We start from the raw sequence: 26,236 nt of genomic DNA on the forward strand, positions 1-26,236 counted from the left end.
GGTTGAGAGAATTAGAAGTCTGAATTTATGATTTCTAATTCTCATTTTTTTAATAATAAAAATATTTATTTTTAATATAATTTTACTTATTTATTATTCAAATAATAAATAGCAAGCTGAGTTCTATCTCTTAAATTCAATTTATCTAATATTGTAGAAAGATAATTTCTTACAGTTCCTTGACTTAAAAATAATTTTTCTGCAATCTCTTTATTATTTAATCCTTCAGCAACTAACTTAATTATTTCCATTTCTTTTTGATTTATATTTTTAATGGTGATATTGGATTTTTTATGAATTGAGATGTTTTGAACAACTTCACTATCAAATACGATATTTCCACTAAGTACAGTTTCGATACTTGATAATAAAGATGAAAAGTTGTCTTTTAGAATATAGCCCTTTACACCATTTGAGATTGCACGAGTTATGTATTCTTCGTCCTTAAAAGTAGTTAAAAGCAATATTTTTGCATCAGGGTATTTTTCTAAGATTTTTTCACTAGTTTCTATACCGTTTTGCTCCTTCATTCTTATATCCATAAGGATTATATCAGGATGAGTTTTTTCAAATAGATTAAAACCATCTACACCATTATAAGCTATTCCGGATACTTCATAACCTTTAGATTCTAAAATGATTTTAAGGGAATCACATATTAATTTATCATCATCTATAAGTATAATTTTAGTCATTTATTTTCTCCATTAAAGTAATGTGGATATTAAATCCGTTATTGTATGAAATATTTAAATTTCCATTATAAAAATCTACAATCTCTTTTATTGAAATTAAGCCAATTCCTTTTTTTATGTTTGTTATATCTACAAATTCACTTCCATTATCTGAAATGTTTATCGATATGTATTTTTTATTATTAACAATGCTTATTCGCATAAAATCGGAATTTGAGTATTTTAATGCATTTGTTATAGCTTCTTTAACAATTGAAATTATATCAAATTTTAAGTTCATATTTAAGTTTTCACAATTTAATATATTAATTTTATTATTTTTAAATCGTGAATTTTCAAGTAATTCCATGATTTTTTTCTCTAAATCAATACTTTGATTTTTCAAGTTATGTAGAGCTTCTCTAATTTCGTTCATACCCGTTTTTAAATTATTTTGCAATGAATTTAATTGTTTTGTAACATTTTCATTTGATGATATTACTTTAATTGCTTCTATTTGTATTATGCTTGCTGAAATAGTGTGTCCTATTGATTCATGTAAAGTTTTAGCAATTCTTTCTCTTTCATGAATAATTGAAATTTGCTTATCACGTTCAGATTTTTTCAATAAATTTAATTTTTCTTTTCTTAAAATTATATTTTGTTCTGCGAATTCATCCCTAGTTTTCATATATTTTGAATATGCATCTTCAAAATTTATATTTTGAATAAATAAATAATATGAAAATCCAATTATTACATATATCTTAAAATCAAATATACAAATGGTTAAAGAAAGTAAAAGTAATAATTTATTGTTAAATACTTCAAATAAGTTAAAAATTAAAATTGGTAAAAAATACAAAGTATTAATATTGTAAAACGAATATGTTAAAAATATTGCGAGTACAAAGATTTTAGCAATTTTGTTGTTAAATAATATAATGAGAAAATTTAATGAAATAGTAGTTAATAATAAAATAATGAAACTATTATTTAATGTAAAAATTTTAAAAGTAAATAATATAAAAATTATTGAACTTAAGATTAAAAAATTATCGATTAGTTTTTTCATAAAATCTCCGTACATTTGTCATATTATTTAATTACATTTTTTACTTATATAAATGCATCTCATATGTTATTTTATCATTAGGAGGTAAAAAATGATAATAAAAGTTGAAAATTTAGTTAAAAGATATGAAGATTTTGTTGCTTTAGACCATTTTAATTTAGATGTAAAACAAGGTCAAATACTTGGATTATTAGGACCAAACGGTTCTGGAAAAACTACTTTAATTAACACTATTTTAGGATTGCTTAAATATGATAAAGGCGAAATAAAGGTGTTTAGTGAAGAGTTAAAAGATAATAGTTATGATATAAAAAGAAAAATTGGTGTAGTACCTCAAGAATTAGCATTTTTAGATGAACTTACGGTTGAAGATAATATTTCATATTTTTGTGGGCTTTATATAAATGAAGCGAAAAAATTAAAAGAATATGTGAATGAAGCAATAAACTTTGTCGGTTTAGAAAAATTCAGAAAATTTTATCCAAAAAAATTATCAGTTGGATTAAAAAGAAGGTTGAATATAGCATGTGGAATTGCTCATAAACCTACATTACTATTTTTAGATGAACCTACGGTTGCTGTGGATGCACAAAGTAGAAATTTTATTTTACATAATATTAAAAAATTAAATGAAAATGGGGCAACAATAATTTACACAAGTCATTATTTAGATGAAGTGGATCAAATTTGTGATGAAATTGTAATTATTGATAAAGGTAAATCAATTGTAAAAGGGGCAAGTGCTGAATTAAAACATATGATTTCAATTAAGGAAAAAGTAACGATAGTATTTGATAAAGATTATGAAAATATTCAAATGGAATTGGAAAATTTAGCATGGGTAAGCAATGTAGAGATGATTTCAAAGAATAAATATCAAATTTCTTTTTCGAAATTAGAAAATAATTTAGTAAATATTATTAATTATATTAATGAAAAAAAATATGGATATTTGGAATTATTTAATGAATTGCCATCATTAAATGATGTATTTCTTGAACTTACCGGTAAGGAGTTGAGAGAATAATGAAAAATTTTATGCACAACTTAAGGTATTTATTAAAATCGGTTATCATAGATAAGGATATTTTATTTTGGATAATTTTTTATCCGATAATTTTATCATCATTTTTTTATTTTTCATTAAGTGGAAAAGAGTTGACATCAAAAATAAATGTTGGTTTAGATTCTAAAAATCAGTATAGCTTTATTTTTAAGAAGGCTAATATTTTTAATTTAGTTAGTGTAAAAAAAGGTGATGAAAATTTATTTTTGAAAAATAATACAATAGATGCGTTTATAGATAAAAAACTCAATATTAAAACAAGTTCAAATGCTATAAATTATACTTTTAAGGTTAATGTAGTTGAATCAGTTGTAAGACAAATTAAGGAAATGCAAAATTTAAGCATTCCTATTGAAAAATATGACTTTAATATAAATTATTTTTCAAATCGAGACGCGGAGGTAAGTCCTATAAAATTTTTTATGTATTCAATAGTTTCTATGTATATGATTTATGGATATTTTATGACTTTACACTTGTATTCTTTTTATCAAGCCAATTTATCTGATTTTGGTGCCAGGGTAAGTGTGTCTCCTATTAGTAAGTTTAGTAAATTATTTGTACCATTTGTTATTGGATTTATAGTTAATATGTTTTCAAATATATTGTTAATCTTTGTAATTACATATATTTATGGCATATCAATTATACAAAATATTCCATACACTATAATTATTTTGATAGTTTCAAATATCTTAGGATTGTCTTTAGGAGCATTAATTTCAGTTACAAATAAATTAAGCTTAAATGTAAAGACTATTTTAGGTGTTGGATTTTCTTTGTTTTTATCCTTTTTAACAGGTATGATGAATAATAAAATGAAAGCAATAATTGAAGGAGTTGTGCCATATATTTCAAAAATTAATCCGGTTGCATTAGGAATGGATGCACTTTATGGTATAAACGTGCTGAATGATACAAAGATAATATATGAAAATGTTACAATAATGTTGATAGCCTCTTTAGTTATATTATCAATTTCATTTTTATTTATAAATAGGGGGCGTTATGAAAGTATTTAGATCATATCTAAAAGTTGCATTAAAATATAAAGTTATATTAATTTCATATATTGCCATATTTACTTTTATGACATTGATTTATTCAAAGACTGGTGATGAAAATATAACTTTAATTAGGTTAAGTATTGGAGTAAATGATCTTTCAAACTCTCAATATTCTAAGGATTTTATAAAATATTTGTCAATAAAAAATAATGTGAAACTAGATAAATTTGATGAAAAAACAGCAAAAAAACATTTATTTATTAGTAAATATGATGTAGCAATAATAATAAATTCGGACTTTGAAAAAAATATTTTGTCTAAAAAAGAAGCAATTACTCTTTTATCAGCTCCTAAAAATCATTTCGGAGTTTTGATTAAAAATGAAGCAAATAAGTTCATGATTTATGCGAATGCTTCAGCGGAAGATGGTAAACTTAATACCTCTAAAGTATTAGAAATGCTTAAGGATACCAATGTTAATATTAAAAATTATGGAGAAAATCAAAATAAGTCAAATGATTTATGGTTATCAATATATTTTAAGATGGCTGCATTTATATGTTTCACAGTTGTATTTTCAATAATTTCACTAAGTATGAATTCATTTATGAAAACTAATATTATGCAAAGATTAAAAATTTCCGCAAAAAGTGATGCTAGGTTTATATTTGAAACATCACTTGGGCAAATTTTAGTTTCGATAATTGCATTTATACCGATAATATTAATTCCATTTTTATTTATCGGAAAAGAATATTTATCAAAAGGATTACCATATATTTTTAACTTGTATTTATTGATTTTTCCGGCAATTGGATTTTCAAATCTTTTGATTTCAATAACAAATAAAGTTCAAGTAATAAATGCTATAAACCAAATACTAGGAATGGGATTTGCATTCTTATCAGGAATAATGATTCCAAGAGAATTTTTAAGTTTAGGGATTATTAATTTTTCAAAAATATTTCCATATTATTACTATTTGAATATAATTGATATGATTTATAAAAAAACATTTACCTTATTAAATGCATGGCAAGAAATATTGATTTTATTATTATTTGCTATTACTTCAATATTGTTTGCTATTTTAATAAGAAAGAAGAGAAATGTTATTAAATAATTTTTAATTAATAACTTTGATGATATAATAAAAAAAAGGAGTTATTAATGAAAGAAAACAAAAAATTAAATAGTATAAGCGTATTTTTATATTCATTTGCATTAGTGTTATTTGAGATATTATTATTGGATTTAGCTGTTACCCCAATACCAATCAATTTGTACGAAATGAGAGTAACAGTTGGTATATTATTAATATTTTTAATGATATCGGGGATTACAGTGTTATATATGTCAGATAAATTTAAAAAATTAAAAGAGAAAATATTTGATAATAAAATTAATAAAATTGCTTTAGTTGTTGGAGTATTGGCGTTAGTTATAGTTTTTATGACAAAATTAAACTATTATTTGTTTAGTTTATCAATTTTTATAGTCATATTGCTAATATTTTTAATGTTCATTTTAGGTTGGATAATAGAAAAATATTACAAAAATTAAATTAATTATGGTTTTAAATAAAAAAATTAGTAAAACGTGTATTTTACTAGTTTTTTATTTTTAAATTACAAAGAGTTAAACACAAAGTATTGTATTTAAAATATATTTGTAGTACTATATGTAGTAGAAAAGTAAAAAAAGGAGGTCGGTTTGGAAGTAATAAAAAGAAATGGATTAATTGATAAATTCGATAAAGAAAAGATTATTATTGCTATTGAAAAAGCTATGAATTCATTCACAGGAATTTATGAAGAAGGGCTTGCTCTTAAAATTGCTAATGAAATCGAAGAAATTGCAAGTAAAATGGAAAAACCTATGACTATTCATAGTATTGAAGATGAAGTTTATTATCGATTGATAAAATACAATAATTTAGCAACCGCTAAAGCTTATGAAAGCTATAGATCAGTTCAAGAATTTAAGCGAAAAATGAATACGATAGATAAAGATGTAATGGGAATTTTAAATAAATCAAATGAAGAAGTTATTAATGAAAATTCCAATAAAGATGCAAAAATTGTAAGTACTCAAAGGGATTTAATAGCTGGTGAAGTTTCTAAAGATATTGCCAGAAGAAAATTAATACCGGCAGACATATTGTTGGCTCATGATACGGGGGCAATTCATTTTCATGATATGGATTACATAATGCAGCCAATGTTTAATTGCTGTTTAATAAATTTAAAAGATATGCTTACAAATGGAACAGTTGTAAACGGGAAAAAAATAGATACACCAAAAAGCTTTCAAGTTGCATGTACAGTTACGACACAAATAATTGCACAGGTTGCAAGTGGACAATATGGAGGTCAAAGTATTAATGGTATAGATACTATTCTTGCTCCATTTGTTAGAAAATCATTTAATAAATATCTTGAATTAGTAAAAGAAGAACAACAAGAAATTTATGGCATAAAATTGGATATGGAAAAAGCTGAAAAAGTTGCTTGGAAAAGAACAAGAAAAGAAGTAAAAGATGGCATTCAAACTATCCAATATCAAATAAACACACTTATGACTACTAATGGACAAGCTCCATTTGTAACTTTATTTATGCACTTTTTACCAGGATATAAATATGAAAAAGAGGCCGCATTAATACAAGAAGAAATATTAAAACAAAGATTGCAAGGAATAAAAAATGAAGCTGATGTTTATGTAACTCCAGCATTTCCTAAATTAATATACGTTTTAGATGAACATAATGTTAATGAAAATTCAAAGTATTATTATTTAACTAAACTTGCAGCAAAATGTACAGCGAAAAGAATGTATCCTGATTATGTTTCTGCGAAAAAAATGAAAGAACTATATGAAGGAAATGTTTTTGGACCGATGGGTTGTAGATCATTTTTAAGCCCATGGAAAGATAAAGATGGAAATTATCAATTTGATGGAAGATTTAATATGGGAGTAGTAAGCTTAAATCTGCCACAAATAGCTATACTTTCAAATCATAATGAAGAAAAATTTTTTGAAATTTTAGAAAAAAGATTAGAACTTGCTAAAAGAGCATTGCTTTTAAGATATGAATTATTAAAAGGAGCAACATCTGATGTTTCACCAATACATTGGCAATATGGAGCAATTGCAAGACTTAAAAAAGGTGAAAAAATTGATGCGTATTTAGAAAATGGATATGCAACAATTTCATTAGGGTATATAGGTGTTTACGAAGCGACTAAGTTGATTACAGGAAAATCTCATACAAAAGAGGGGGAAAACTTTGCAGTTAAAGTTGTAACAAAATTAAGAGAAGCTTGTGATAAATGGAAAAAAGAAACTAAATTAGGTTTTGCTTTATATGGAACACCGGCAGAAAGTTTAACTAACAGATTTTGTAAAATTGATAGAGCAAGATTTGGAATTATTGAAGATGTTACTGATAAAGGTTATTATATAAATTCGTATCATGTTGATGTTAGAGAACACATTTCAGTATTTGATAAATTTGAATTTGAATCACAATTCCAAAAACTTTCAACTGGTGGTATGATTTCATATGCAGAAATTCCAAATATGACAAATAATATTGAAGCAGTTGAAACTTTGGTTAGATTTATCTATGACCACATTATGTACGCTGAATTTAATACAAAATCTGACTATTGTCATGAATGTGGATTTGACGGTGAAATCTTTGTAAATGTAGATGGTGAATGGGAGTGTCCAAATTGCGGAAATAAAAATAAAGATAAACTTACAGTAATTAGAAGAACATGTGGCTATCTTGGCGAAAACTTCTGGAATGAAGGAAGAACAAAAGAAATAAATGCAAGGGTGCTACATATATGATAGAGTATGGAAATTATGGGCAAATTAGAAAATATGATGTAGCAAATGGATTTGGTATACGTGTTACAATATTTTGTACAGGCTGCACGCATAAATGTCCGGGGTGTTTTAATGAACTTTATCAAGATCCTAATTATGGAAATAAATGGACTGAAAAAGAAACAGAACTTGTATTAGAATATATGAAGGATCCAGCAGTAAAAGGATTAACCCTTTTAGGAGGAGAGCCATTTCAAAATACATGGCTAATAGAGGTGATTAGAAGAGTAAAAAAAGAAACCGGAAAACATATTTGGGCATACTCCGGATATATTTATGAAAAATTGATAGAAGATTCAAAAAGATTGGAGATGTTGAAAGAGTGTGATATTCTTGTTGATGGACCATTTATACAAGAACTGAAAGATTTAAGATTGAAGTTTAGAGGTTCCTCAAATCAAAGAGTAATAGATGTGCAAGAAACTCTAAGAACCGGAAAAGTTAAAATTTTGGATATAGATTAAAATAAAAATTGGCAATACATTTTAGTGAAATGTATTGATATCAAAAAATTGAACATAGAACAAACTTGAAGGAAGTTAGTTAAAATTATTTAATAAAAATTATAATTTGGAGATTAAGATGAAAAATTTTGAAAAAAAACTAAAGTATGTTATGAGAAAATTGAGTAAGGGACTATATTTCGGGATGTTAGCCTTTGTAATTTTTTTTAGTTCAAATAATTCTATTACTATGGCTTCAGATAGAGGTAATAATAGTACTAAAAATATATTAAATAGTTCTCAACCAACTATTTCTGAAAGAAGAATTGAAAGAAATAAAAATGTTGTAACGATGTCAGAATTTAATGACGGAGATTATATATACCTGAGATTGAATGGGAAAATTGATTATGCATTTAAGGTTAAAAATAATTTCATAGTGTATGGTAAAATTTCTGAGATATATGCAAATGAATTTTTTGATGGAAAGTTGTTTTTTTATTATGATAAAAATACTAAGATGATTAAAATTATAATAGAAAAATACGCAGATTATCAAAGTATATATATTAGTGATAAAAAAGATTTTAAAAATGGATTATTGATTAATTTAAAAGAAGAAATTTCCTCTGAAAATGTAAAAGGAGATAAAGTTGAAAAACCAGAAAATAAATCTGAAAAACCAGAAAATAAATCTGAAAAATCAGAAAATAAATCTGAAAAACCAGAAAATAAATCTGAAAAACTAGAAAATAAATCTGAAAAACTAGAAAATAAATCTAAAAAACCAGAAAATAAATCTGAAAATGTACAAATACCTGCGCCAAAGAAACATCAAAAACAAACACTAAGTTATAATCAACAACAAAAATCATCTAATAATCAAAATCCAAACACAAGCGATATAGGGGTTATGACAACTGCAATGACTGCGATAGTAGCAGGGACAGCATTAGTTGCAACAAAAAATAAAAAAGATTAATAAAAAATAAAATAAGTTGTTGTAAAATGGTGAAAGTTGTTTTACGACAATTTTTTATTATTCTAATAATTTGTAGTAAATCTTTTATATTTTAAATTTCATATATTATAATTAAATTGTTAGTAATTGTTTATATCATAAAAAATAAAAGAAGGAAATAGATAAAAAATGAAAAGATGTTTATGGGCAGAAACAAATGAAAAAATGAGGTATTATCACGATAATGTATGGGGAAAACCTGTCAGAGATGATAGACAGATGTTTAGAATGCTTGTGCTTGAAATGTTTCAATCAGGACTTTCATGGAATACTATTCTACAAAGAGAAGAATTTTTTGATGAAGAATTTGAAAACTTTGAAATTGAAAAAGTTGCAAATTTTTCTGAAGAAAAGATAGATAATATTCTTACAAATGGAAAAATAATAAGACATAGAAATAAAATTTTATCTGTAATTAATAATGCAAATGCAGTATTGAAAATTCAAAAAAAATATGGCTCTTTTTCCAAGTTTATCTGGAGATATGTTTTTGATACTCCTGTTATAAATCCATGGAAATATCCGAAAGAAGTTCCCTCAAAAAATATCTTATCCAATAAAATATGTGAGGACTTGAAAAAAGAAGGTTTTAAATTTATTGGAAGTACTACGATTTACTCTTTTTTGCAGGCAACAGGAGTTATTAACGACCATTTAATTTCTTGTGATTTTAAGTATTAAGAATAATAAAGATATGATATAATCTTTTTCGTTAGAGTAGATTATTAGCGGTAGTGGTTAAGAATGGGACGTTGTCTTAACACGAATAAATCACTGGAGTGATTTACTATTGATAATTGCGTTCACTACTTATTCCCTTAAGTAGTAATTATTTATTATAGTTGCATTAATTGTTGGATTTATTGCGGAGGTGATTGGAGAAATTATTCAAAGAGATAAAACAAATAAATTTACAACTATAAAAATAATTTATATAGTAATTTTTGGTGAATTGGGAGTTATGGTAAATACTATTCTTGTTGTTTTTTTAATTTTAGAATATGCTATAATTAATTTAATGTTTTAAGAGTGTTTAATGGAGGAATGATGAGTATATTAACTGTTTCAAATTTGAATCACAGTTATGGTGGCAGAGAAATATTAGAAAATGTTAATTTTAGATTATTAAAAGGTGAACACGTTGGACTTATTGGACCAAATGGTGAAGGAAAATCTTCATTTATGAATATTATAACCGGAAAATTAATTCCTGATACAGGAACAATCGAATGGGCTAAATTTGTAAAAGTTGGATATCTGGATCAATTAGCATCATATGAAAAAGATGTAACTGTCAGAGAAGTTTTGCAAGATGCATTTTCAGATTTATTTGAAAAGGAAGCAAGGATAAATGAGCTTTATATGAATATGGAAGACGCATCTGAAGATGAACTAAATGATATGATGGAAGAAGTGGGGATTTTACAAGATATTATTGAACATAGAGACTTTTACGTAATTGATTCAAAAATAGATGAACTTGCAAATAATATGGGTATAGTTGAACTGGGTTTAGACACTCCGTTTAAGGATTTATCAGGAGGACAAAGATCAAAAGTTTTATTATGTAAATTATTATTAGAAAAACCGGATATATTAATGCTTGACGAGCCTACAAACTATCTTGATGAAACTCAAATTGAGTGGTTGAGAAGATATCTTCAAGAATATGAAAATGCATTTATTCTAATTTCTCATGATATTGAGTTTTTAGATTCTGTAATTAATTTAATTTACCATGTAGAAAATAAAGAATTAAATAGATATGTCGGTAACTATTCAGAATTTGAAAGATTACATGAATTAAAACTAAAACAAATTGAAAATGCTTATAAAAAACAACAACAGGAAATTAAGAGATTAGAAGACTTTGTTGCTAGAAATAAAGCAAATATTGCAACAAGAAACATGGCTATGTCAAGACAAAAAATGCTTGATAAAATGGATAGGATTGAATTACAAAGAGAAAAACCGGATCCGGAATTTGTTTTTAAGGAAATCGGTTCAACATCAAGACTTATTTTTGAAACTAAGGATTTAGTAATTGGCTATGATGCAGAAAAACCCTTGACAGTTCCGCTAAATTTAAGAATGGAAAGAGGGGATAGAATTGCAATTACAGGTATGAATGGTTTAGGAAAAACAACCTTAGTTAAAACTCTTTTAGGAGAAATTAAACCATTATCAGGTGAAATTCATTTTGGCCAAAATTTGCATATTGGATATTTTAAGCAAGAAGAAACTTATGGAAATCAAACAGCTATTGATGATGTTTGGGATGCATTTCCATCATTACTACAAAACGAAGTAAGAGCTGCACTTGCAAAATGTGGACTTACAACAGAACAATATGAGTCACAAGTTAAAGTTTTAAGTGGTGGAGAAAAAGCTAAAGTTAGATTATGCAAAGTTATAAACAAACCTACAAATATCGTAATGCTTGACGAACCTACTAACCATTTAGATAATGCTGCTAAGGACGAGTTAAAACGTGCACTTAAAGAATATAATGGAGGAATTTTCTTAATTTCTCATGAAAAAGCATTTTATGAAGATATTGCTACAACAGTATGGAATATGGAAGAATTTAGTTTGTTGTTTAAATAGATATAAAAATATGATTACATTAATTTGTGGTAATACAGTAATATTTATAAAATTATTTACATAACCACAATTTTATTTTTCACAATCAAACTACTTTACACAAATTTCATTATTATATTAATTACATTTAATATGATTAATATATAAAGTAATATTTTAATTGTCTTTTCACTATTTTTAATATATAATACAAGTGAGATAGTTAAGGCTTATCGCCCTAACTTCTCTAGGATTTTGAAGATGATATCCAACAATTTTTCAATTATCATTAGTATTGCTAGTACTATTGTTAATCTTGTTGCTTTATCATCTTTTTTTATTCCTTGTTTCCGTTTTTTTCTCACTTGTTTGCCTTTTCCCCGCAATGCGAGAGTAATCCTACAAAAATGTATTAAAAGACTTGGGAGAAAAGGTAGAATCTACAGGAGAATTAACAATACTAAAAGCTGGAAAAGATATTGTAAATATAACTAGTGACTTACTAAAAGATATTGGAATTGAAATTAAATATAATCCTAATATCGCAAAAAAACCATATCAAAAACCGTGGCATGGGGCTAATTTTTCAGAGAGAGTATGGAAAAATCAAAATAAGCTCCATAAAGAACTAAATGATATATTAACTAAATGAATTATCCCCGGTAATCCTACGGCTCAAATGGCTATAGAATTAAATTCAAGAATGAATACAGGTCTTCATAATGCTTCAAGGCTAATAAGAAGTGAAACCATGCACCAAATGAATGAAATCAACAAAGCTAGCATGAAAGAATTAGGGGTTACTAAAGTTCAAGAGATTGTAACACTTGATGAAAGAACATTTAGTGAATGTAGTCCGCATAACAAGAAAATTCATGATATAGATAAAGCTCCGATATTACTAAGGCATCCTAACTGTAGATGTGTGTTAGTTCCTTATGTGGATGTGGATAAAATTGCTGATGAGTTTGATAGGAGAGAAGATGAAATTTTATTAAATAGTGAAATTGATAAATTCCTAAAAAGTGATGAATTACAGGATATTAATTCAATAAGCAAAATGTTTAGCAAGGATAAGTATTTCCTAGGTAGAATAAATTTAGATAATATTTCGGAATTTGATGTTAATAAGAAAATTTATTTATCTAATTATGATATTAGTAGAATTTTAATGAGACACGGAAACCAAACGTCGGTTGATGCTATAGGAAACTTATTTAATTCAATAAAACATCCTGATATTATAACAGATAATGACCGTGGTACAGATGACAAAAGGATATTAATATTTAATCGTATAGAAGGTGACCATAAACATTATACTGAAATGGCTTTAGTTGAAAAAGATGATTCGTTTATTATTCATTTTTTAATGAAAAGAACTAAACATCTAGAAAAAGAATTAAAAAAGCACAACATTTTGCATATTTCAAAAAAATGAGGTATAATATAAGTGTAAATATTGGTGAAGAATATCTGCCGTTCACGGGTCGAAAGATTGCAGAGGCAGGGACAGGCAGTCCTGCATATTTTATTAAAAAATTATTTTTAGCACAACTAGTAGAAATATTAGTCGTGCTTTTTTATTGTCCTAGATAAGACGTTAAACTGTCTATTTTTAATGTTTAAAATTCAGTTAGCTTGAGACTGTAACAAAGACAAGCACTCACTAGAGGCGACCTCGTAAAAAATGTAGAGAAAAGGGAGAAGAATATGAATAGAACTTTTTTAAAAGGACTAGGATTATAACAAGAAGCTATTGAAGCAATCATGGCTGAATATGGAACTGATGTCAATGGCTTAAAAGACAAGGTTGGTAAGTTAGAAGAAGATAAAAAGAGTTTGGAAGATTCTTTGAAATCGTTTGAAGGTGTCGACATCAAGAAATTACAAGAAGATAACGAAAACTTAAAGAATACATACGAAAACCAAATTAAAGATATCAAGATTAGTAATGCCATAGAAAAAGCTTTATCTGGAGCAAATGCTAAACATTCAGACTTATTAATCGGGAAATTTGATAAAGGGAAGATTAAAATAACTAAAGATGGAAATATTGAAGGAATTGACAAATTGTTAAAGTTCTTCCTTTTTTTTCAAGTGGTTGAAACAAAAAGGCTATAAAATTACATGATAAAAAAGAATATAAAACAAAATTAAGCGGCTTTGTAAAAATATAATTAAATAAACTGTAAAAAAAAGTAGACTTTAATTTACAGATGAAAACCTATCAATAAAGTATTATTCGACATCTACCAAAAGCCATTAATTCATTAATAAATCATACAATAAAATTATTTTAATCATTATACCAAAAATGGTAAGCAAAGTCTAACATTATTGACATTTAAAGTCTAAGTTTATTTTCAAAAGTTGAAGCAATAAACAAAGAAGGGAGATAGAAAAAAGATGAAAAAAAGAGGTAACATACAAAAGCTAACTTCGTTTTTCTTAGTTTTTGTGATGCTTTTAGGAGTAATGCTTCAAAGCAAACCTGTGTTCGCAGAAGATGTTGACCGTGTGAATACAAAAATTACTAAATTTGAAATTAAGGATAAAGATGGTAAGACTATACCTCCTGGAAAACCGCTTGGATATTGGAGCAAGTTCCGTTTGGAAATGGATTGGGATGCGAGTTCCTATGGAAAGACATTAAAAAAAGGAGATTACTTTATTATTCAACTTCCTAAACAGTTTAAATTTCCTACAGAACCTGCATCAGCGGTGAATTTTCCGCTTTATGCAGCGGGTGTAGATACTGTAGCTAGGGCACATGTTAATTCAAATGGTGAAGCAGGTGGGGGCACTGTAAAGATAACTTTTACAGATTATGTACAAAACAGAGAAAATATAAAAGGCAATATATTCTTAGAGGCTATATTTGCTCGTAAGAATATAAACGCAGGACAAGACAATCAAATTACTGTATCGATTGGGGGGGTTCCTTTTAATATCAAGGTTCTAATAGGACCGAAACCTACTCTTAATAATGAAGTATTTGTTAAATGGGGAGAAAAAGTACCCGGAGATGTAAACAAAGCAAAATGGATTCTTCGTATAAATCACAAAAAAGGACATTTCAATAATGTAGTTGTAAAAGATGAATTATTTGTTAGTTCTGGAGCACTTCCACCGGGAATTCATTATTTGAAAGATACCTTTGAGTTGAAAGAGGTAGAAATTGATGAATATGGTATCATAAAGAAGGATATAAAAACTTATAATTATGAGCAATTAAAAAACCATATAAAATTTTTAGATAATGATACTAAATTTGAATTTAATCTTAGTGGCATTCTTGGGAACACTTCAGGAAGACAATTTTCTATGACTTATAATTCTACTTATATTCCTCAGCTTAGATTGAAAAATAAAGGTAGTTTTACAAGTAAAGAAGAGAAAGATTCATCTAGCAGTCACTTTTTAAGTGCACAAGCCGGTGGTGGCGGTCAAGGGGACTTAAATCAAAAAATCAAAATTATTAAAATTGATGAAGAAGATAACACAAAAAAATTAGCTAATGCGAAATTTAAAATTACAAAAGTTGCTGACGGTTCAAGTTTTGAATTGACTACAGATGCTAACGGTGAAGCTGTTTCTCCAAAACTTGACCCCGGTAAGTATAAGATTAAAGAAATAGGAGCTCCTACAGGTTATATTCCTGACGGGAAAGAGTATGATTTAAATATAGTTGGAGGAGAAGGTCTATTCTATACAGTTAAGAATAAAAGATCAAAAGTAAAAATTAATGTTGAGAAAGCTTGGGAAGATAAGAACGATCAAGACGGAGTAAGACCAAACAGTGTAACAATTAAGTTATTAGCAGATGGAAAAGAAACAGGTAAGACACTAACTTTAACAAAAGCGGATAACTGGACAGGAAGCTTCACAGACCTTGATGAGTATAAGGCAGGAAAGAAGATAGAGTACACAATCAAGGAAGAGTCTGTAGGAAACGGCTATGTCAGTGTTATTACAGGTTCAGCAGAAGACGGTTATAAAGTAACCAACACAAGAGAACCTGAAAAGGTAAAAGTGGAAGGTAAAAAGACTTGGAATGACAAAGACAACCAAGACGGAAAGAGACCTGCTGAAATTACTATTAACTTGTTAAAGAATGGAACAAAGATAAATTCTGTAAAGGTAAAAGAAGCAGACGGTTGGAAGTGGAAGTTTGAAGGACTGGATAAGTACGAAAACGGAAAAGAGATAACATACTCCATCACTGAAGAACAGGTTGACGGCTATTCTGTTGAGATTAATGGATATGATGTTAAGAATTCCTATACACCGGGTAAGACAAGTGTACAGGTAACAAAGGTTTGGGAAGATAAAAATGACCAAGACGGAGTAAGACCAAACAGTGTAACAATTAAGTTATTAGCAGATGGAAAAGAAACAGGTAAGACACTAACTTTAACAAAAGCGGATAACTGGACAGGAACCTTTACAGACCTTGATGAATATAAGGAAGGTAAAAAGATAGTTTATACAGTAGAAGAAGTTAAGGTAAAAGATTATGAAACAGTAATAACAGGAGATCAAGAAAAAGGCTTTACAATAACAAATATAAGAATAAAACCATGGACACCAATGATACCGCCAACAAGAAATATCAAGGTAAAAAAGGACTGGAAATTATTGACCGCAGAAAAACCTGTAGACAAAATCGAAGTAGAACTATACAAAGACGGAGTTGCTACAGGAAAGAAATTAGAATTAAATAAAAATAACAATTGGATTGGAGAATTTAAGAACCTTGAAGTAGCAAATGGATTAGGAAATATCAACTACCATAAATACACAGTAAAAGAAGTAGGAGAAAAATTCTATGCTATTCAACTTGTAGGTAAATGGTATGGAGTAAGCTACACCGGTAATATGAAAGATGGATTTACAATTACCAACAAAGAAAAAACACCATGGACACCAATGATACCACCAACAAGAAATATCAAGGTAACAAAAAATTGGAAATTATTGACCGCAGAAAAACCTGTAGACAAAATCGAAGTAGAACTATACAAAGACGGAGTTGCTACAGGAAAGAAACTTGTACTTACAAAGGACAATAATTGGATTGGAGAATTTAAGAACCTTGAAGTAGCAAATGGATTAGGAAATATCAACTACCATAAATACACAGTAAAAGAAGTAGGAGAAATCGATAAAGCTATAAAGCTTGATGGTAAAGTATTTATTGTAAGTTATGAAGGAGATATGAAAACAGGGTTTAAGATAATAAATAAAGAAAAACCACCGGTACAACCTAAAAATCCTAATACATCAGATAATTTTACAAATATGACTTTTATAAGTATTACAATTATTTCTGCTTTAGGATTGGGCTACATTTCGCTAAATAAAAACAAAAAAATAAATAGATAAATTTTAATTCATGTTTATTATATAAATATAATTTGTAAGAAGAGTTAAAAATATAAAAAAGTTTGCATATGCAATTCATTACTTATTTTAAGACTACAAGAAGCGTTAAAAAAAGAATTAAGAATATAATAACTATTAAGCACTCTTAACAGGGTGCTTTTTTAGTGTTAATGTCAACATAAAAATGTACAAATTTGATTATATAAGAAAGTATGTCACAATACTAGGTATATTATGGCGAAAATAGTTTAAAACAGGTACAAAACAAGCAAAAAAAATATTAATTCAAACCATAAGAAAAAGACTAAATCTTCAAGTTTCCTTAAGATTTAGCCTTTTCTCTCTATAATATACAATGGTGCTCGATCAGGGGCTCGAACCCTGGACCCACGGATTAAGAGTCCGCTGCTCTACCAACTGAGCTAATCGAGCTAACGAATTAATTATACTCCTACATGGCAATTATGTCAATATTTTTTATTCAGTACAAAAAATATATAAAATAATAGAGATTTAAAACCAAAGTAAATATATAAATAATTTGGTTTGATATCATAAATAGAAAGACAAAAAAAGTATAACCAAAACTAATGTAAAAAACTTTTTAGTTTTATTACATAAGTAGAAATAAATGAAAATTAAACTAAATTTAAAACCAAAGTAAATATATAAATAATTTGGTTTGATATCATAAATGGAAAGACAAAAAAAGTAGAACCAAAGTTATGAATACCAAATAAATTGTTCTAATTTGTAAAATATAAGAAAATAATTTTCAAACAAATTAGTATCACTAAAAAAACAAACGTGTAAAAATACACGTTTAGAGGTATATTTGGTGGAGATAGCGAGATTCGAACTCGCGTCCGAAGTACCTTCCGAAAAACTTTCTACATGTTTAGTTGATTTTAAAACTTTCCAAATAGATTATGAACCAACAAAATAATCTAAATAGTAGCTTCATAGTACACTATTTTGTTCAAAGCTTTACAAAATAGGTTGCCCGAAAAATATGATACTAATTGAAAGTCTCGGGAAACGATCAATTAGCATATGCTGCAATTAAGCAGCAAAAGCGAAGTTATTATCTTCTGCGTTTAAATTTAATTTGCTATTTTTAGGAAGTATGCCCTTCCACATGCTTATCTTTGTTCCGATACCCCGTCGAAACCTGAGTATCCCCATATATCTATATTATAAAAAATAAGAGAACTAAAGTCAAACATGATGTTTTACAAATTAATAAATTGATGTAAAATAAAAAAGAGGTGACAAATGATTGATTTTAATATAAAAAAACAAACATCAGAAAGTTTTAGATTAGGAGCATTGCTAGCTTTTTCTGGTGGCTTTCAAGATGCGTATACATATAATTTAAGAGGAAAAGTGTTTGCGAATGCACAAACCGGTAATATTGTATTAATGAGTCAAAATATATTTACGGGAAATTTTTCTAAAATATTTTGTTATTTATTTCCTTTAATATTATTTGCTCTAGGTGTTTATGTTTCTGAGAATTTAAGGAATAAATATAGGAATAATACTAAAATACACTGGAGACAAATAGTAGTTTTATTTGAAATAATAATATTGACAGTTGTTGCATTTATACCAGAAGAATTAAATTTGATAGCAAATGGAATGGTTTCTTTTTCTTGTGCAATGCAGGTACAAGCATTTAGAAAAATACATGGAATAGGATATGCTACTACAATGTGTATTGGAAATATTAGAAGTGCTATGGAAAATTTTACAATTTTTCATAATAGAAGAAACAATAAAAATTTAATAATATTCTTTTATTATACAGGTATCATTATTTTATTTGCATTTGGTGCGGGACTTAGCGGTTATTTATCCGGTGTATTAGGATTAAAAACTATATTGATTTCTTCTTTAATTTTATTAGTTGTTTATATTTTAATGTTTAGGGAAGAAATATAGAGTGAAAGAGGTTTATATGAAAAAGGATAGAGTTTTAAAAGGTGTTTTAATATTATTATCAATAGTATTTTTGTTTTGTATTAAGGCGTTTTTATTTAATAATAGTAGGATTTTAGATAGACAAAATAATGTTAGTGGTGTTAAACTGAATGAAAATAAAGCTTATTATTCTAAAAATGATGTTGCATTGTACTTGCATACATTTAAGCGATTGCCTAAGAATTATTTAACTAAAAATGAAGCGAAAAAACTTGGATGGGATTCATCAAAAGGTAATTTATGGAAGGTAACAGATAAAGGCGTAATTGGCGGTGATGTATTTTCTAATAGAGAAGGTAAACTTCCGAAGAAAGATAAATATTTTGAAGCTGATGTTAACTACAAGGGTGGCAAAAGGGGAGCTGCAAGGTTAGTTTTTACAAAAGATGGAAAAGTAATTTATTATACAGGAGATCATTATAAAAATTTTGAGGTGTTATATGAGTAATGTAGTATTAAATGGTAAGGATTTTTTAGATAAAGAAAAGTTTCATGATATTATGAAAAATAGCTTTAAGTTACCGGGTTATTATGCAAGAAATTTAGATTCATTATGGGATTTATTATCTGAAAAAAATTCTCTAAGCATATTGATAATGAATGCTGATATGATTCAAGTAAATCTTGGAGAATATGGTAAAAGTGTAATGAAATTATTTGATGATTTAAATCAATTGGAAGGCTTTAAGGTTGATTATATTTTTTCGGGATGTTTTAAGGATGATTTGAATTTTTCAAAAAAAGATGTTATAAAAAGCAAAGGAAATTATACAATTAAAAATTTAGAAAAATTAAAACCAAATATAGATGATTCTGTATTTATTGCAGAAGGAGCGAGAATAATAGGTAATGTAGAAGTTGGAAAAGATTCTTCAATTTGGTATAATGCGACTTTAAGAGCGGATTACGGAAAAATTAAAATAGGAAAAAATTCTAACATACAAGATAATGCGGTTATACATTTGTCTCATGATTCAGATACAATTATTGGTGATAATGTTACTGTTGGACATTCAGCAATTATTCATGGGGCTAAAATTGAAAATGATGTTTTAGTAGGGATGGGAGCTATAGTTTTAGATAATTGTGTTATTGGTGAAAATAGCATAATTGGAGCTGGGGCTTTAGTTACAAAAAATAAAGAATTTCCACCAAAGTCATTGATTATTGGATCTCCTGCAAAATTTGTAAGAGAATTAAGCGATGATGAAATTTATTCAATCAGACAAAATGCTTTGGAATATATTCAAAACGCAAAAAAACATAAAAATAATTTATAATCTTACTAAAAAGTGGTATAATATATAAAACTAAATTAAAATAAGGAGGATAAAATGAATACTTCAGATTTAACAGTATCAATCTTAGAAGGATTGGGTGGAATAGAAAATATACAATCGATGTCTAATTGTAAAACTAGAATTAGAGTAGAAGTAAATGATATCGAAAAAGTGAATCAAGCAGATTTAAAATTAATTTATGGAATTATTGGGGTTGTACCATTTGGTTCTCAAATTCAGATTATTTTAGGACAAAAAACAGAAGAAATTGCGGAAGTATTTTTCAATAAATTGAAGATTAAAAATGGAAATAAATAAAAATAGATATAAGTTCAGTGAAGAGTACTCTTTTCGATTTGTTTTTTATAACCGGATTCTGGGGACGAATCAGCATATAAAGAAGTAGTTACCTGCTCTTTTTGTAAGTTTGGCATTATTGCATGGCTCTCTGGATAAATTTATGAAGATGGAGAACGTGTAAAAGACAAGTCAAAGTAAGAGATTAGCTTGGCTAATTAAATATTAATAGTTTTTATGACACTTACATAACAGTAGGTGTCTTTTTTATGCCTATTTTTAGGAAATAAGGTGATTAAGTGACAAATAGAATAAAGGGGATTACTTTTGAGGTTAAATGTTTATTTAAGATGTTTTCTAATGCACAGGGAAACGAAAATATTATGAATAAAGCTTAGCAGTGATTTTTCTAAGAAAAAAATTTAGGACAAAAAATCCAGAGACAAATATTTCTAAATGCCTCTGGTATAAAGTCCAACTTTTTGGAGCAATCTCATTTTTGTGTCTTGGAGTTTTTAACTTATATCTAATTTTTTATTTTTTTAAGATTTTTTTTGTTCCGCCAACTACTTCTATAAATTTTTCTTTTTTAGTAAGTAGCATGTAAACTGGAACTGAAATTATTGTCATTATTATAAATTCTGATGCCATAACTTGTAAAGTCATAACCTCAAATGAACCAAAACCAGCTAAAAAGGATAATTCATAACCAATTATAAATGCGAAAATTGTTGGCCATAATGATGCAACAATGATATTTTTTGATTTAGTTATAAAAAATAGAGATATAGCTGTGTGTAATGTTCCGAAAATTAAATCTATAGATCCTAATGTAGACCAGAAATTTGAAATAAATACCCCTAATGTAACTCCGATAGCATTTATTGGATTTAAGAATGCTAATAAATTTAGTATTTCAGAGTATCTAAACTGTATTGGGCCATAAGAAAAATCACTTATACTTATAGTAAGTACTACATAAATCGCAGCTATTATAGCTTGTCTTGACATTTCTTCCAATGTTAATTTCTTCATTTTTCCTCCTTGATTTTTATAGTGGGTGCCAAGTAAACACTATGTATTATAAAAATACCAATTAAGTATATAACATTATTAGAGGTATTTCAAATATTTTGATAATATTATGTATAAATTTAATGAAAACATTCACATTTATTGATATAATAAGTAGTAAATAATAATATTTCGGAGGATTAAAGTGAAAAAATTTGTTGTAGGTATTGATATAGGTGGTAGAAGTATGAAATTTGGTTTATTTACTACTGAAGGAGAATTAATCAATAAATCAAATATACCAACTAATCCAGAAAATAATGGAAAAGAAATTTTACCTGATTTAGTAGAACATTTAGAAAAAATAATAGAAAAATATGAATTAAATAAAGATAATTTACAAGGAATTGGTATTGGAATTCCCGGACCGATTTTAAATAAAAAAGTAGTAAAAACAGCTGTAAATTTAGGGTGGGAAAATAATACAAATGTTGCAGATTATATCGAAGAAAAATTAGGATATAAAGTACTGGTTGAAAATGATGCTAATGTTGCAGCACTTGGTGAATTATGGAAAGGTTCGGCTGAAGGATATAAAAATGTTGTAATGGTTACACTTGGTACAGGTGTAGGTGGAGGTATAGTTGTTGATGGTAATATTATATCCGGTAGAACCGGCTCAGGTGGAGAAATTGGTCATATGCCGTTTTTAGAACAACCTTTATCAAGAACATGTGGTTGTGGTGGAAATAGATGCTTAGAGCAAGTTACATCTGCAACAGGAATAGAATATTTAGCACAAGATTATTTATTTGAACATGATGAAAAATCAATTTTAAGAGATTTTGATTATGTTGGAGCAAAAGAAATTTTTGATGCTGCAAAAGATGGTGATAAGGGTGCAGAAGAAATTATGAAACAATATAATGATCATTTGGGAAGAGGATTGGCGATTATTGCAGCAATAGTTGACCCTGATGTGTTTGTAATTGGCGGTGGAGTTTCTAATGCGGGTAAGTTTTTAATTGATGGGATTCAACAATCATTTAAGCAATATGCATTTTCAGTTCTAAAAGATGTTAAATTTGAATTAGCAACATTAGGTAATGATGCTGGAATGTTTGGGGCTGCAAAATTAATTTTAAGTTAAATAGGAGATGAAATTGAAAGTATTATTGTCTAGATATATAAATGATAGTAAAAAATATTTATATAATTTAATAGAACAAAAATTAATAGAAGGTAAAACTATATATATTGTTGTTCCGGAGCAATTCACATTAGGAACAGAGTTAGAAGCTTATCAGACGCTTAATATAGATTCAACATTAAATTTAAGGATTAAAAGTTTTAAGACAATAATAAATGAAATTCTACATTTAAATGGAGGCAGAACGCTTAATTTCTTAAGTGATTCTGCTAAATTTTTAATTATTCAGTCCATTTTATTAGAAGTAAAGGATGAATTAAGAATATTTCAAAAAAATATTTATAATAAAGATTTTATTGAATTATTGTTAGGATTTATGGAACAGATTATTTCCAATAAAATTAATATTTATGATCTTAAAAATATTTTAGAATCCGATCAAATTCAAAATGAATTAAAACAAAAATTAGAGGATATTTTCCTTATTTTTGAAAAATTTCAAAAGTACAAATTGTATTCAAATTATCATTCAATAGATAGAACAGATGTCGCAATTAATAGTATAGAAAACATTGAAAAGTATAAAAATATATCATTTTTCTTTTATAAATTTAATGATATGTCAAAACAAGAAATAGAAATAGTATCAAAAATTGATAAAATATCAGAATTTACATTAATAAATATCACAATAGATGATAGACTGTTGAATAACAGAAAAGAAAATGTTGAAGATTATGAAGTATTTGATATTTCAATGAAGTTTTTAAATTCATTAAATAAAAAAGAGTTTAACAATAAAATAGAGTATATTAAACCCGATGAAAAAAAATTCTATACAAAAAATGAATTGTTTTTAGATAAATTATTTTCATATAATTTATATTCAGTAAATCAAATTACAAATAAATTAGATAATATCTACCTAACAAGGACAAATAATACTAATCAAGAAATTGAAAGTTTAGCTTTAAATATAAAAAAAGATATAATAAATGAAAAATATAAATATTCAGATATAGCAATTATTGTAACAAATAGAGGGGAATATTTTGAAAAGATAAAAAAAGTATTTCAAATAAATGAAATACCATATTTTATAGATGAATCGATAAACCTACTTAGAAATCCGATGATAAAATATATTAAATCTATGATAAATATGTTAAATACAAATTTAAGTACGGCTTCCATTTCTCAATTTCTTAAAGCTTCATTTTTACAAGATTTAGATAATGAAATAAATATTTTTATATCATTTATTTCACGTAGAAAAATATTTGGGAAAATGATTTTTGAGGATAAATATTTTAATGTTAGTGAAAATTCGAAATTTTATGTTGAAGAGGATCTTGAAAATCTTAATAAAATTTTAATGATTAGAAAAGTGTTATTAAATATAATTGGAGAAATATATGAAAATAGCATTATTTATAGAATAAGAAAAAAGAATGATTTTAAATATTTTACAAATGAAATTTATAAGATATTTTTTAATGAAACTCTAATTAATTCATATAATAAATATGAACAAAATCTAAATGAAGATGAAAAAGACGAAAACAAATTGATATGGGATAATTTTGTTTTGTTACTAGACGATATTTATAAATTAATATCAGAAAAAGAAATTGAATTTGAAAAATTTTCAGATATTTTAACATCTGCAATTGATAATTTTAAGATAGGAATCATTCCTCCTAGCCAAGATCAAATAATAATTGGAGATATAAAAAGATCAAGATTTAATTCTGTTAAAAAAATATATATAGTTGGAATGTCAAATTTATATTATCCAATACTTAATAATGATATAGATATTTTTTTAGATGATGAAAAACAAATTTTAATAAATAGTGGAATAGATTTAAATAATACATCTGAAAATATTAATTCAAATGATTTATTATCTTTTTATGAACTTTTGTATACTTCATCAGAAAAACTACATTTTAGTTATAGTTTAGTTAATTCATCAAATGAATCTATGAATAAAGCATCAATTTTAGATTGGGTTATAGCTATGATGTGTTCTGAAAATTACAATAAGGATGAACTAAAATATAATGATGTTATATATTCTAAAACACTTATAAATAAATATCTTCCATTAAAATTGTTAGATATAAAAAATAAAGTTTATATTTCAAATGATGAAACCATATTTATAAAAAAATTATTAGAGAAAATTTCTAAATATGAGGGATATCAAAATGTGAAAAATGCTATACAATTATTAAGAAAAGATAAAACTAGAAAAAATATTAGTAGAGAAGTTGCTGGAAAAATATATAACTTAAATAAATTTAGTATAAGTCAATTAGAATCATTTAATGCCAATCCTTATGAACACTTTATAAAATACGGGATTAAACCAAGAGAATTTAATACATATGATATATCTAAATTAGACACAGGGAATTTCATGCATGAATATATGAAATATTCAATCGAAAATTTATATCATAAAAAAGGCATTGAAAATGATGTGATATTTAATAAAGCATTAGACATCACCTTTGATGGTTATAAAAAAGAAGACTATAAAAATAAATATTTTATAAATCAACTTATGAGGCATTCTAAATCATATTTAGATATAATAAGTGAACAAATAGATTTTTCTTCTATATCTAAGATTTTTTTAGAAGAAAGATATGGAAATAATGCTGTATTTCCAGCTATAAAAATTAAATTAGATGATGGTAAAATTGTAAATATAGAAGGTAAAATAGATAGGGTTGATGAGTATGATTACAATGGTTTCAAGTATTTTAGAGTTATTGATTATAAGACGGGCAATAAAACCTTTGATATAGCTAAAATTTATCATGGAATTGACTTGCAATTAATGCTTTATCTTGAAGCGACGGTAAATAGTGATAAAAATGGAAAAGCTATAGGTGCGTTTTATCAAAAATTAAATAATGAAATTAGTTATGAAATAATGAAAAATAATGAAGATGAAAGTAAAATGTTTAAGGATTTTAAGCTTGAGGGTATAATAAATAACAATCAAAATTTGTTTAAGATATTGGATTGTGAAACTGATGTAACAAGAGTAAACAATTCTAAGATATTTAAGTTTGATGGTAGGGCATATGCTTTGGAAAAGAAGGATAATGCTGTGAATGATGAATTCTTTAAAAATATGTTTGATCATAATAAGAGAAATATTAAACAAACGGTTGAAAAAATAAAAAATGGTGATATTTCATTAAGACCTTATAAAATGAATAATTTTAGTCCATATGATTATTCAAAACTAAAAACTATTTCTAAAGATGAAGATTTGAGATATGAATATTTAGATAACATTGATTGGAAATTTGTAAAAGAAAAATTAGGAGATTAG

At 26.4% G+C, this 26,236-nt stretch carries 22 protein-coding genes, 1 tRNA gene, 1 other RNA gene and 1 riboswitch; of the genes, 19 read left to right on the forward strand and 5 right to left on the reverse strand.

Going from position 1 to position 26,236, the window contains the following annotated elements; translation table 11 throughout:
- Nucleotides 1-86: 86 nt before the first annotated feature.
- Together EQF90_RS02750 and EQF90_RS02755 are read right to left on the reverse strand one after the other, a co-directional pair.
- Entirely contained in the window at nt 87-695 is a 609-nt protein-coding gene (locus EQF90_RS02750; protein ID WP_134711808.1) for a response regulator transcription factor, read from the reverse strand.
- Nucleotides 688-1,749: a sensor histidine kinase gene (locus EQF90_RS02755; RefSeq protein WP_167604097.1), complete on the reverse strand. Its 1,062-nt coding sequence runs from the start codon at nt 1,747-1,749 to the stop codon at nt 688-690. Before EQF90_RS02755 ends, EQF90_RS02750 begins: the two co-directional genes overlap by 8 nt.
- A gap of 91 nt (nt 1,750-1,840) precedes the next feature.
- Here EQF90_RS02755 and EQF90_RS02760 point away from each other — a divergent pair, with 91 nt between their 5' ends.
- The 13 genes from EQF90_RS02760 to EQF90_RS02820 all read left to right on the forward strand — a co-directional run bounded on the left by EQF90_RS02760 (nt 1,841) and on the right by EQF90_RS02820 (nt 17,157).
- Nucleotides 1,841-2,776 carry an ABC transporter ATP-binding protein gene (locus EQF90_RS02760; RefSeq protein ID WP_134711806.1) on the forward strand — a complete coding sequence of 312 codons (936 nt, stop codon included), beginning with the start codon at nt 1,841-1,843 and terminating at the stop codon, nt 2,774-2,776.
- Nucleotides 2,776-3,837, forward strand: coding sequence for an ABC transporter permease (locus EQF90_RS02765; protein WP_134711805.1), 1,062 nt, complete (start codon nt 2,776-2,778; stop codon nt 3,835-3,837). The genes EQF90_RS02760 and EQF90_RS02765 overlap by 1 nt, the downstream gene beginning before the upstream one ends.
- Complete coding sequence (locus tag EQF90_RS02770) at nt 3,824-4,945, forward strand: ABC transporter permease (RefSeq protein ID WP_134711804.1); 1,122 nt, start codon at nt 3,824-3,826, stop codon at nt 4,943-4,945. The genes EQF90_RS02765 and EQF90_RS02770 overlap by 14 nt, the downstream gene beginning before the upstream one ends.
- A gap of 47 nt (nt 4,946-4,992) precedes the next feature.
- Entirely contained in the window at nt 4,993-5,385 is a 393-nt protein-coding gene (locus tag EQF90_RS02775; RefSeq protein WP_134711803.1) for a hypothetical protein, read from the forward strand.
- A 150-nt stretch (nt 5,386-5,535) separates the two neighbouring features.
- The gene (gene nrdD, locus EQF90_RS02780; protein ID WP_134711802.1) at nt 5,536-7,680 is read left to right on the forward strand and encodes an anaerobic ribonucleoside-triphosphate reductase; all 2,145 of its coding nucleotides are present in this window, start codon (nt 5,536-5,538) and stop codon (nt 7,678-7,680) included.
- A complete protein-coding gene (gene nrdG / locus EQF90_RS02785; RefSeq protein WP_134711801.1) occupies nt 7,677-8,183 on the forward strand; it encodes an anaerobic ribonucleoside-triphosphate reductase activating protein in 507 nt (168 codons plus the stop codon). The genes nrdD and nrdG overlap by 4 nt, the downstream gene beginning before the upstream one ends.
- Before the next feature lie 118 nt (nt 8,184-8,301).
- Nucleotides 8,302-9,144 (forward strand): hypothetical protein, encoded by an 843-nt coding sequence (locus EQF90_RS02790; protein WP_134711800.1) that lies wholly within the window; start codon nt 8,302-8,304, stop codon nt 9,142-9,144.
- Nucleotides 9,145-9,312: 168 nt separating this feature from the next.
- Nucleotides 9,313-9,864 (forward strand): DNA-3-methyladenine glycosylase I, encoded by a 552-nt coding sequence (locus tag EQF90_RS02795; protein WP_134711799.1) that lies wholly within the window; start codon nt 9,313-9,315, stop codon nt 9,862-9,864.
- A gap of 30 nt (nt 9,865-9,894) precedes the next feature.
- Nucleotides 9,895-9,994: riboswitch (THF riboswitch) on the forward strand.
- A 236-nt stretch (nt 9,995-10,230) separates the two neighbouring features.
- Nucleotides 10,231-11,790, forward strand: coding sequence for an ABC-F family ATP-binding cassette domain-containing protein (locus EQF90_RS02800; protein WP_134711798.1), 1,560 nt, complete (start codon nt 10,231-10,233; stop codon nt 11,788-11,790).
- A gap of 400 nt (nt 11,791-12,190) precedes the next feature.
- Complete coding sequence (locus tag EQF90_RS02805; RefSeq protein WP_134711797.1) at nt 12,191-12,421, forward strand: hypothetical protein; 231 nt, start codon at nt 12,191-12,193, stop codon at nt 12,419-12,421.
- Nucleotides 12,422-12,424: 3 nt separating this feature from the next.
- A complete protein-coding gene (locus EQF90_RS02810; RefSeq protein ID WP_280633471.1) occupies nt 12,425-13,210 on the forward strand; it encodes a minor capsid protein in 786 nt (261 codons plus the stop codon).
- 317 nt (nt 13,211-13,527) lie between these two features.
- Nucleotides 13,528-13,893, forward strand: coding sequence for a phage scaffolding protein (locus EQF90_RS02815; RefSeq protein WP_439330665.1), 366 nt, complete (start codon nt 13,528-13,530; stop codon nt 13,891-13,893).
- Nucleotides 13,894-14,178: 285 nt separating this feature from the next.
- A complete protein-coding gene (locus tag EQF90_RS02820) occupies nt 14,179-17,157 on the forward strand; it encodes a Cna B-type domain-containing protein (protein WP_134711794.1) in 2,979 nt (992 codons plus the stop codon).
- Between the two features lie 356 nt (nt 17,158-17,513).
- On the opposite strand, the gene EQF90_RS02825 is transcribed toward EQF90_RS02820, so the two are convergent.
- Both EQF90_RS02825 and ssrA read right to left on the reverse strand, forming a co-directional pair.
- Nucleotides 17,514-17,589 (reverse strand) — tRNA-Lys (locus EQF90_RS02825).
- A gap of 404 nt (nt 17,590-17,993) precedes the next feature.
- Nucleotides 17,994-18,340, reverse strand: a transfer-messenger RNA (tmRNA) gene (gene ssrA / locus EQF90_RS02830).
- Nucleotides 18,341-18,432: 92 nt separating this feature from the next.
- Here ssrA and EQF90_RS02835 point away from each other — a divergent pair.
- From EQF90_RS02835 to EQF90_RS02850, 4 genes are read left to right on the forward strand one after another with little or no spacing between them, the layout of a single operon-like run.
- Entirely contained in the window at nt 18,433-19,101 is a 669-nt protein-coding gene (locus EQF90_RS02835; RefSeq protein WP_134711793.1) for a YoaK family protein, read from the forward strand.
- A gap of 16 nt (nt 19,102-19,117) precedes the next feature.
- Nucleotides 19,118-19,588 (forward strand): ribonuclease domain-containing protein, encoded by a 471-nt coding sequence (locus EQF90_RS02840; RefSeq protein WP_134711792.1) that lies wholly within the window; start codon nt 19,118-19,120, stop codon nt 19,586-19,588.
- Nucleotides 19,581-20,420 (forward strand): barstar family protein, encoded by an 840-nt coding sequence (locus EQF90_RS02845; protein ID WP_167604093.1) that lies wholly within the window; start codon nt 19,581-19,583, stop codon nt 20,418-20,420. Before EQF90_RS02840 ends, EQF90_RS02845 begins: the two co-directional genes overlap by 8 nt.
- A gap of 54 nt (nt 20,421-20,474) precedes the next feature.
- Entirely contained in the window at nt 20,475-20,738 is a 264-nt protein-coding gene (locus tag EQF90_RS02850) for a PTS transporter subunit EIIB (RefSeq protein WP_134711791.1), read from the forward strand.
- Nucleotides 20,739-21,251: 513 nt separating this feature from the next.
- Here the strand turns inward: EQF90_RS02850 and EQF90_RS02855 are convergent.
- Nucleotides 21,252-21,752: a QueT transporter family protein gene (locus EQF90_RS02855; protein WP_134711790.1), complete on the reverse strand. Its 501-nt coding sequence runs from the start codon at nt 21,750-21,752 to the stop codon at nt 21,252-21,254.
- Nucleotides 21,753-21,936: 184 nt separating this feature from the next.
- Here EQF90_RS02855 and EQF90_RS02860 point away from each other — a divergent pair, with 184 nt between their 5' ends.
- Complete coding sequence (locus tag EQF90_RS02860; protein ID WP_134711789.1) at nt 21,937-22,881, forward strand: ROK family protein; 945 nt, start codon at nt 21,937-21,939, stop codon at nt 22,879-22,881.
- Nucleotides 22,882-22,894: 13 nt separating this feature from the next.
- Entirely contained in the window at nt 22,895-26,236 is a 3,342-nt protein-coding gene (locus tag EQF90_RS02865) for a PD-(D/E)XK nuclease family protein (RefSeq protein ID WP_167604091.1), read from the forward strand.

Source organism: Helcococcus ovis (assembly GCF_004524775.2).
GTDB lineage: Bacteria > Bacillota > Clostridia > Tissierellales > Peptoniphilaceae > Helcococcus > Helcococcus ovis.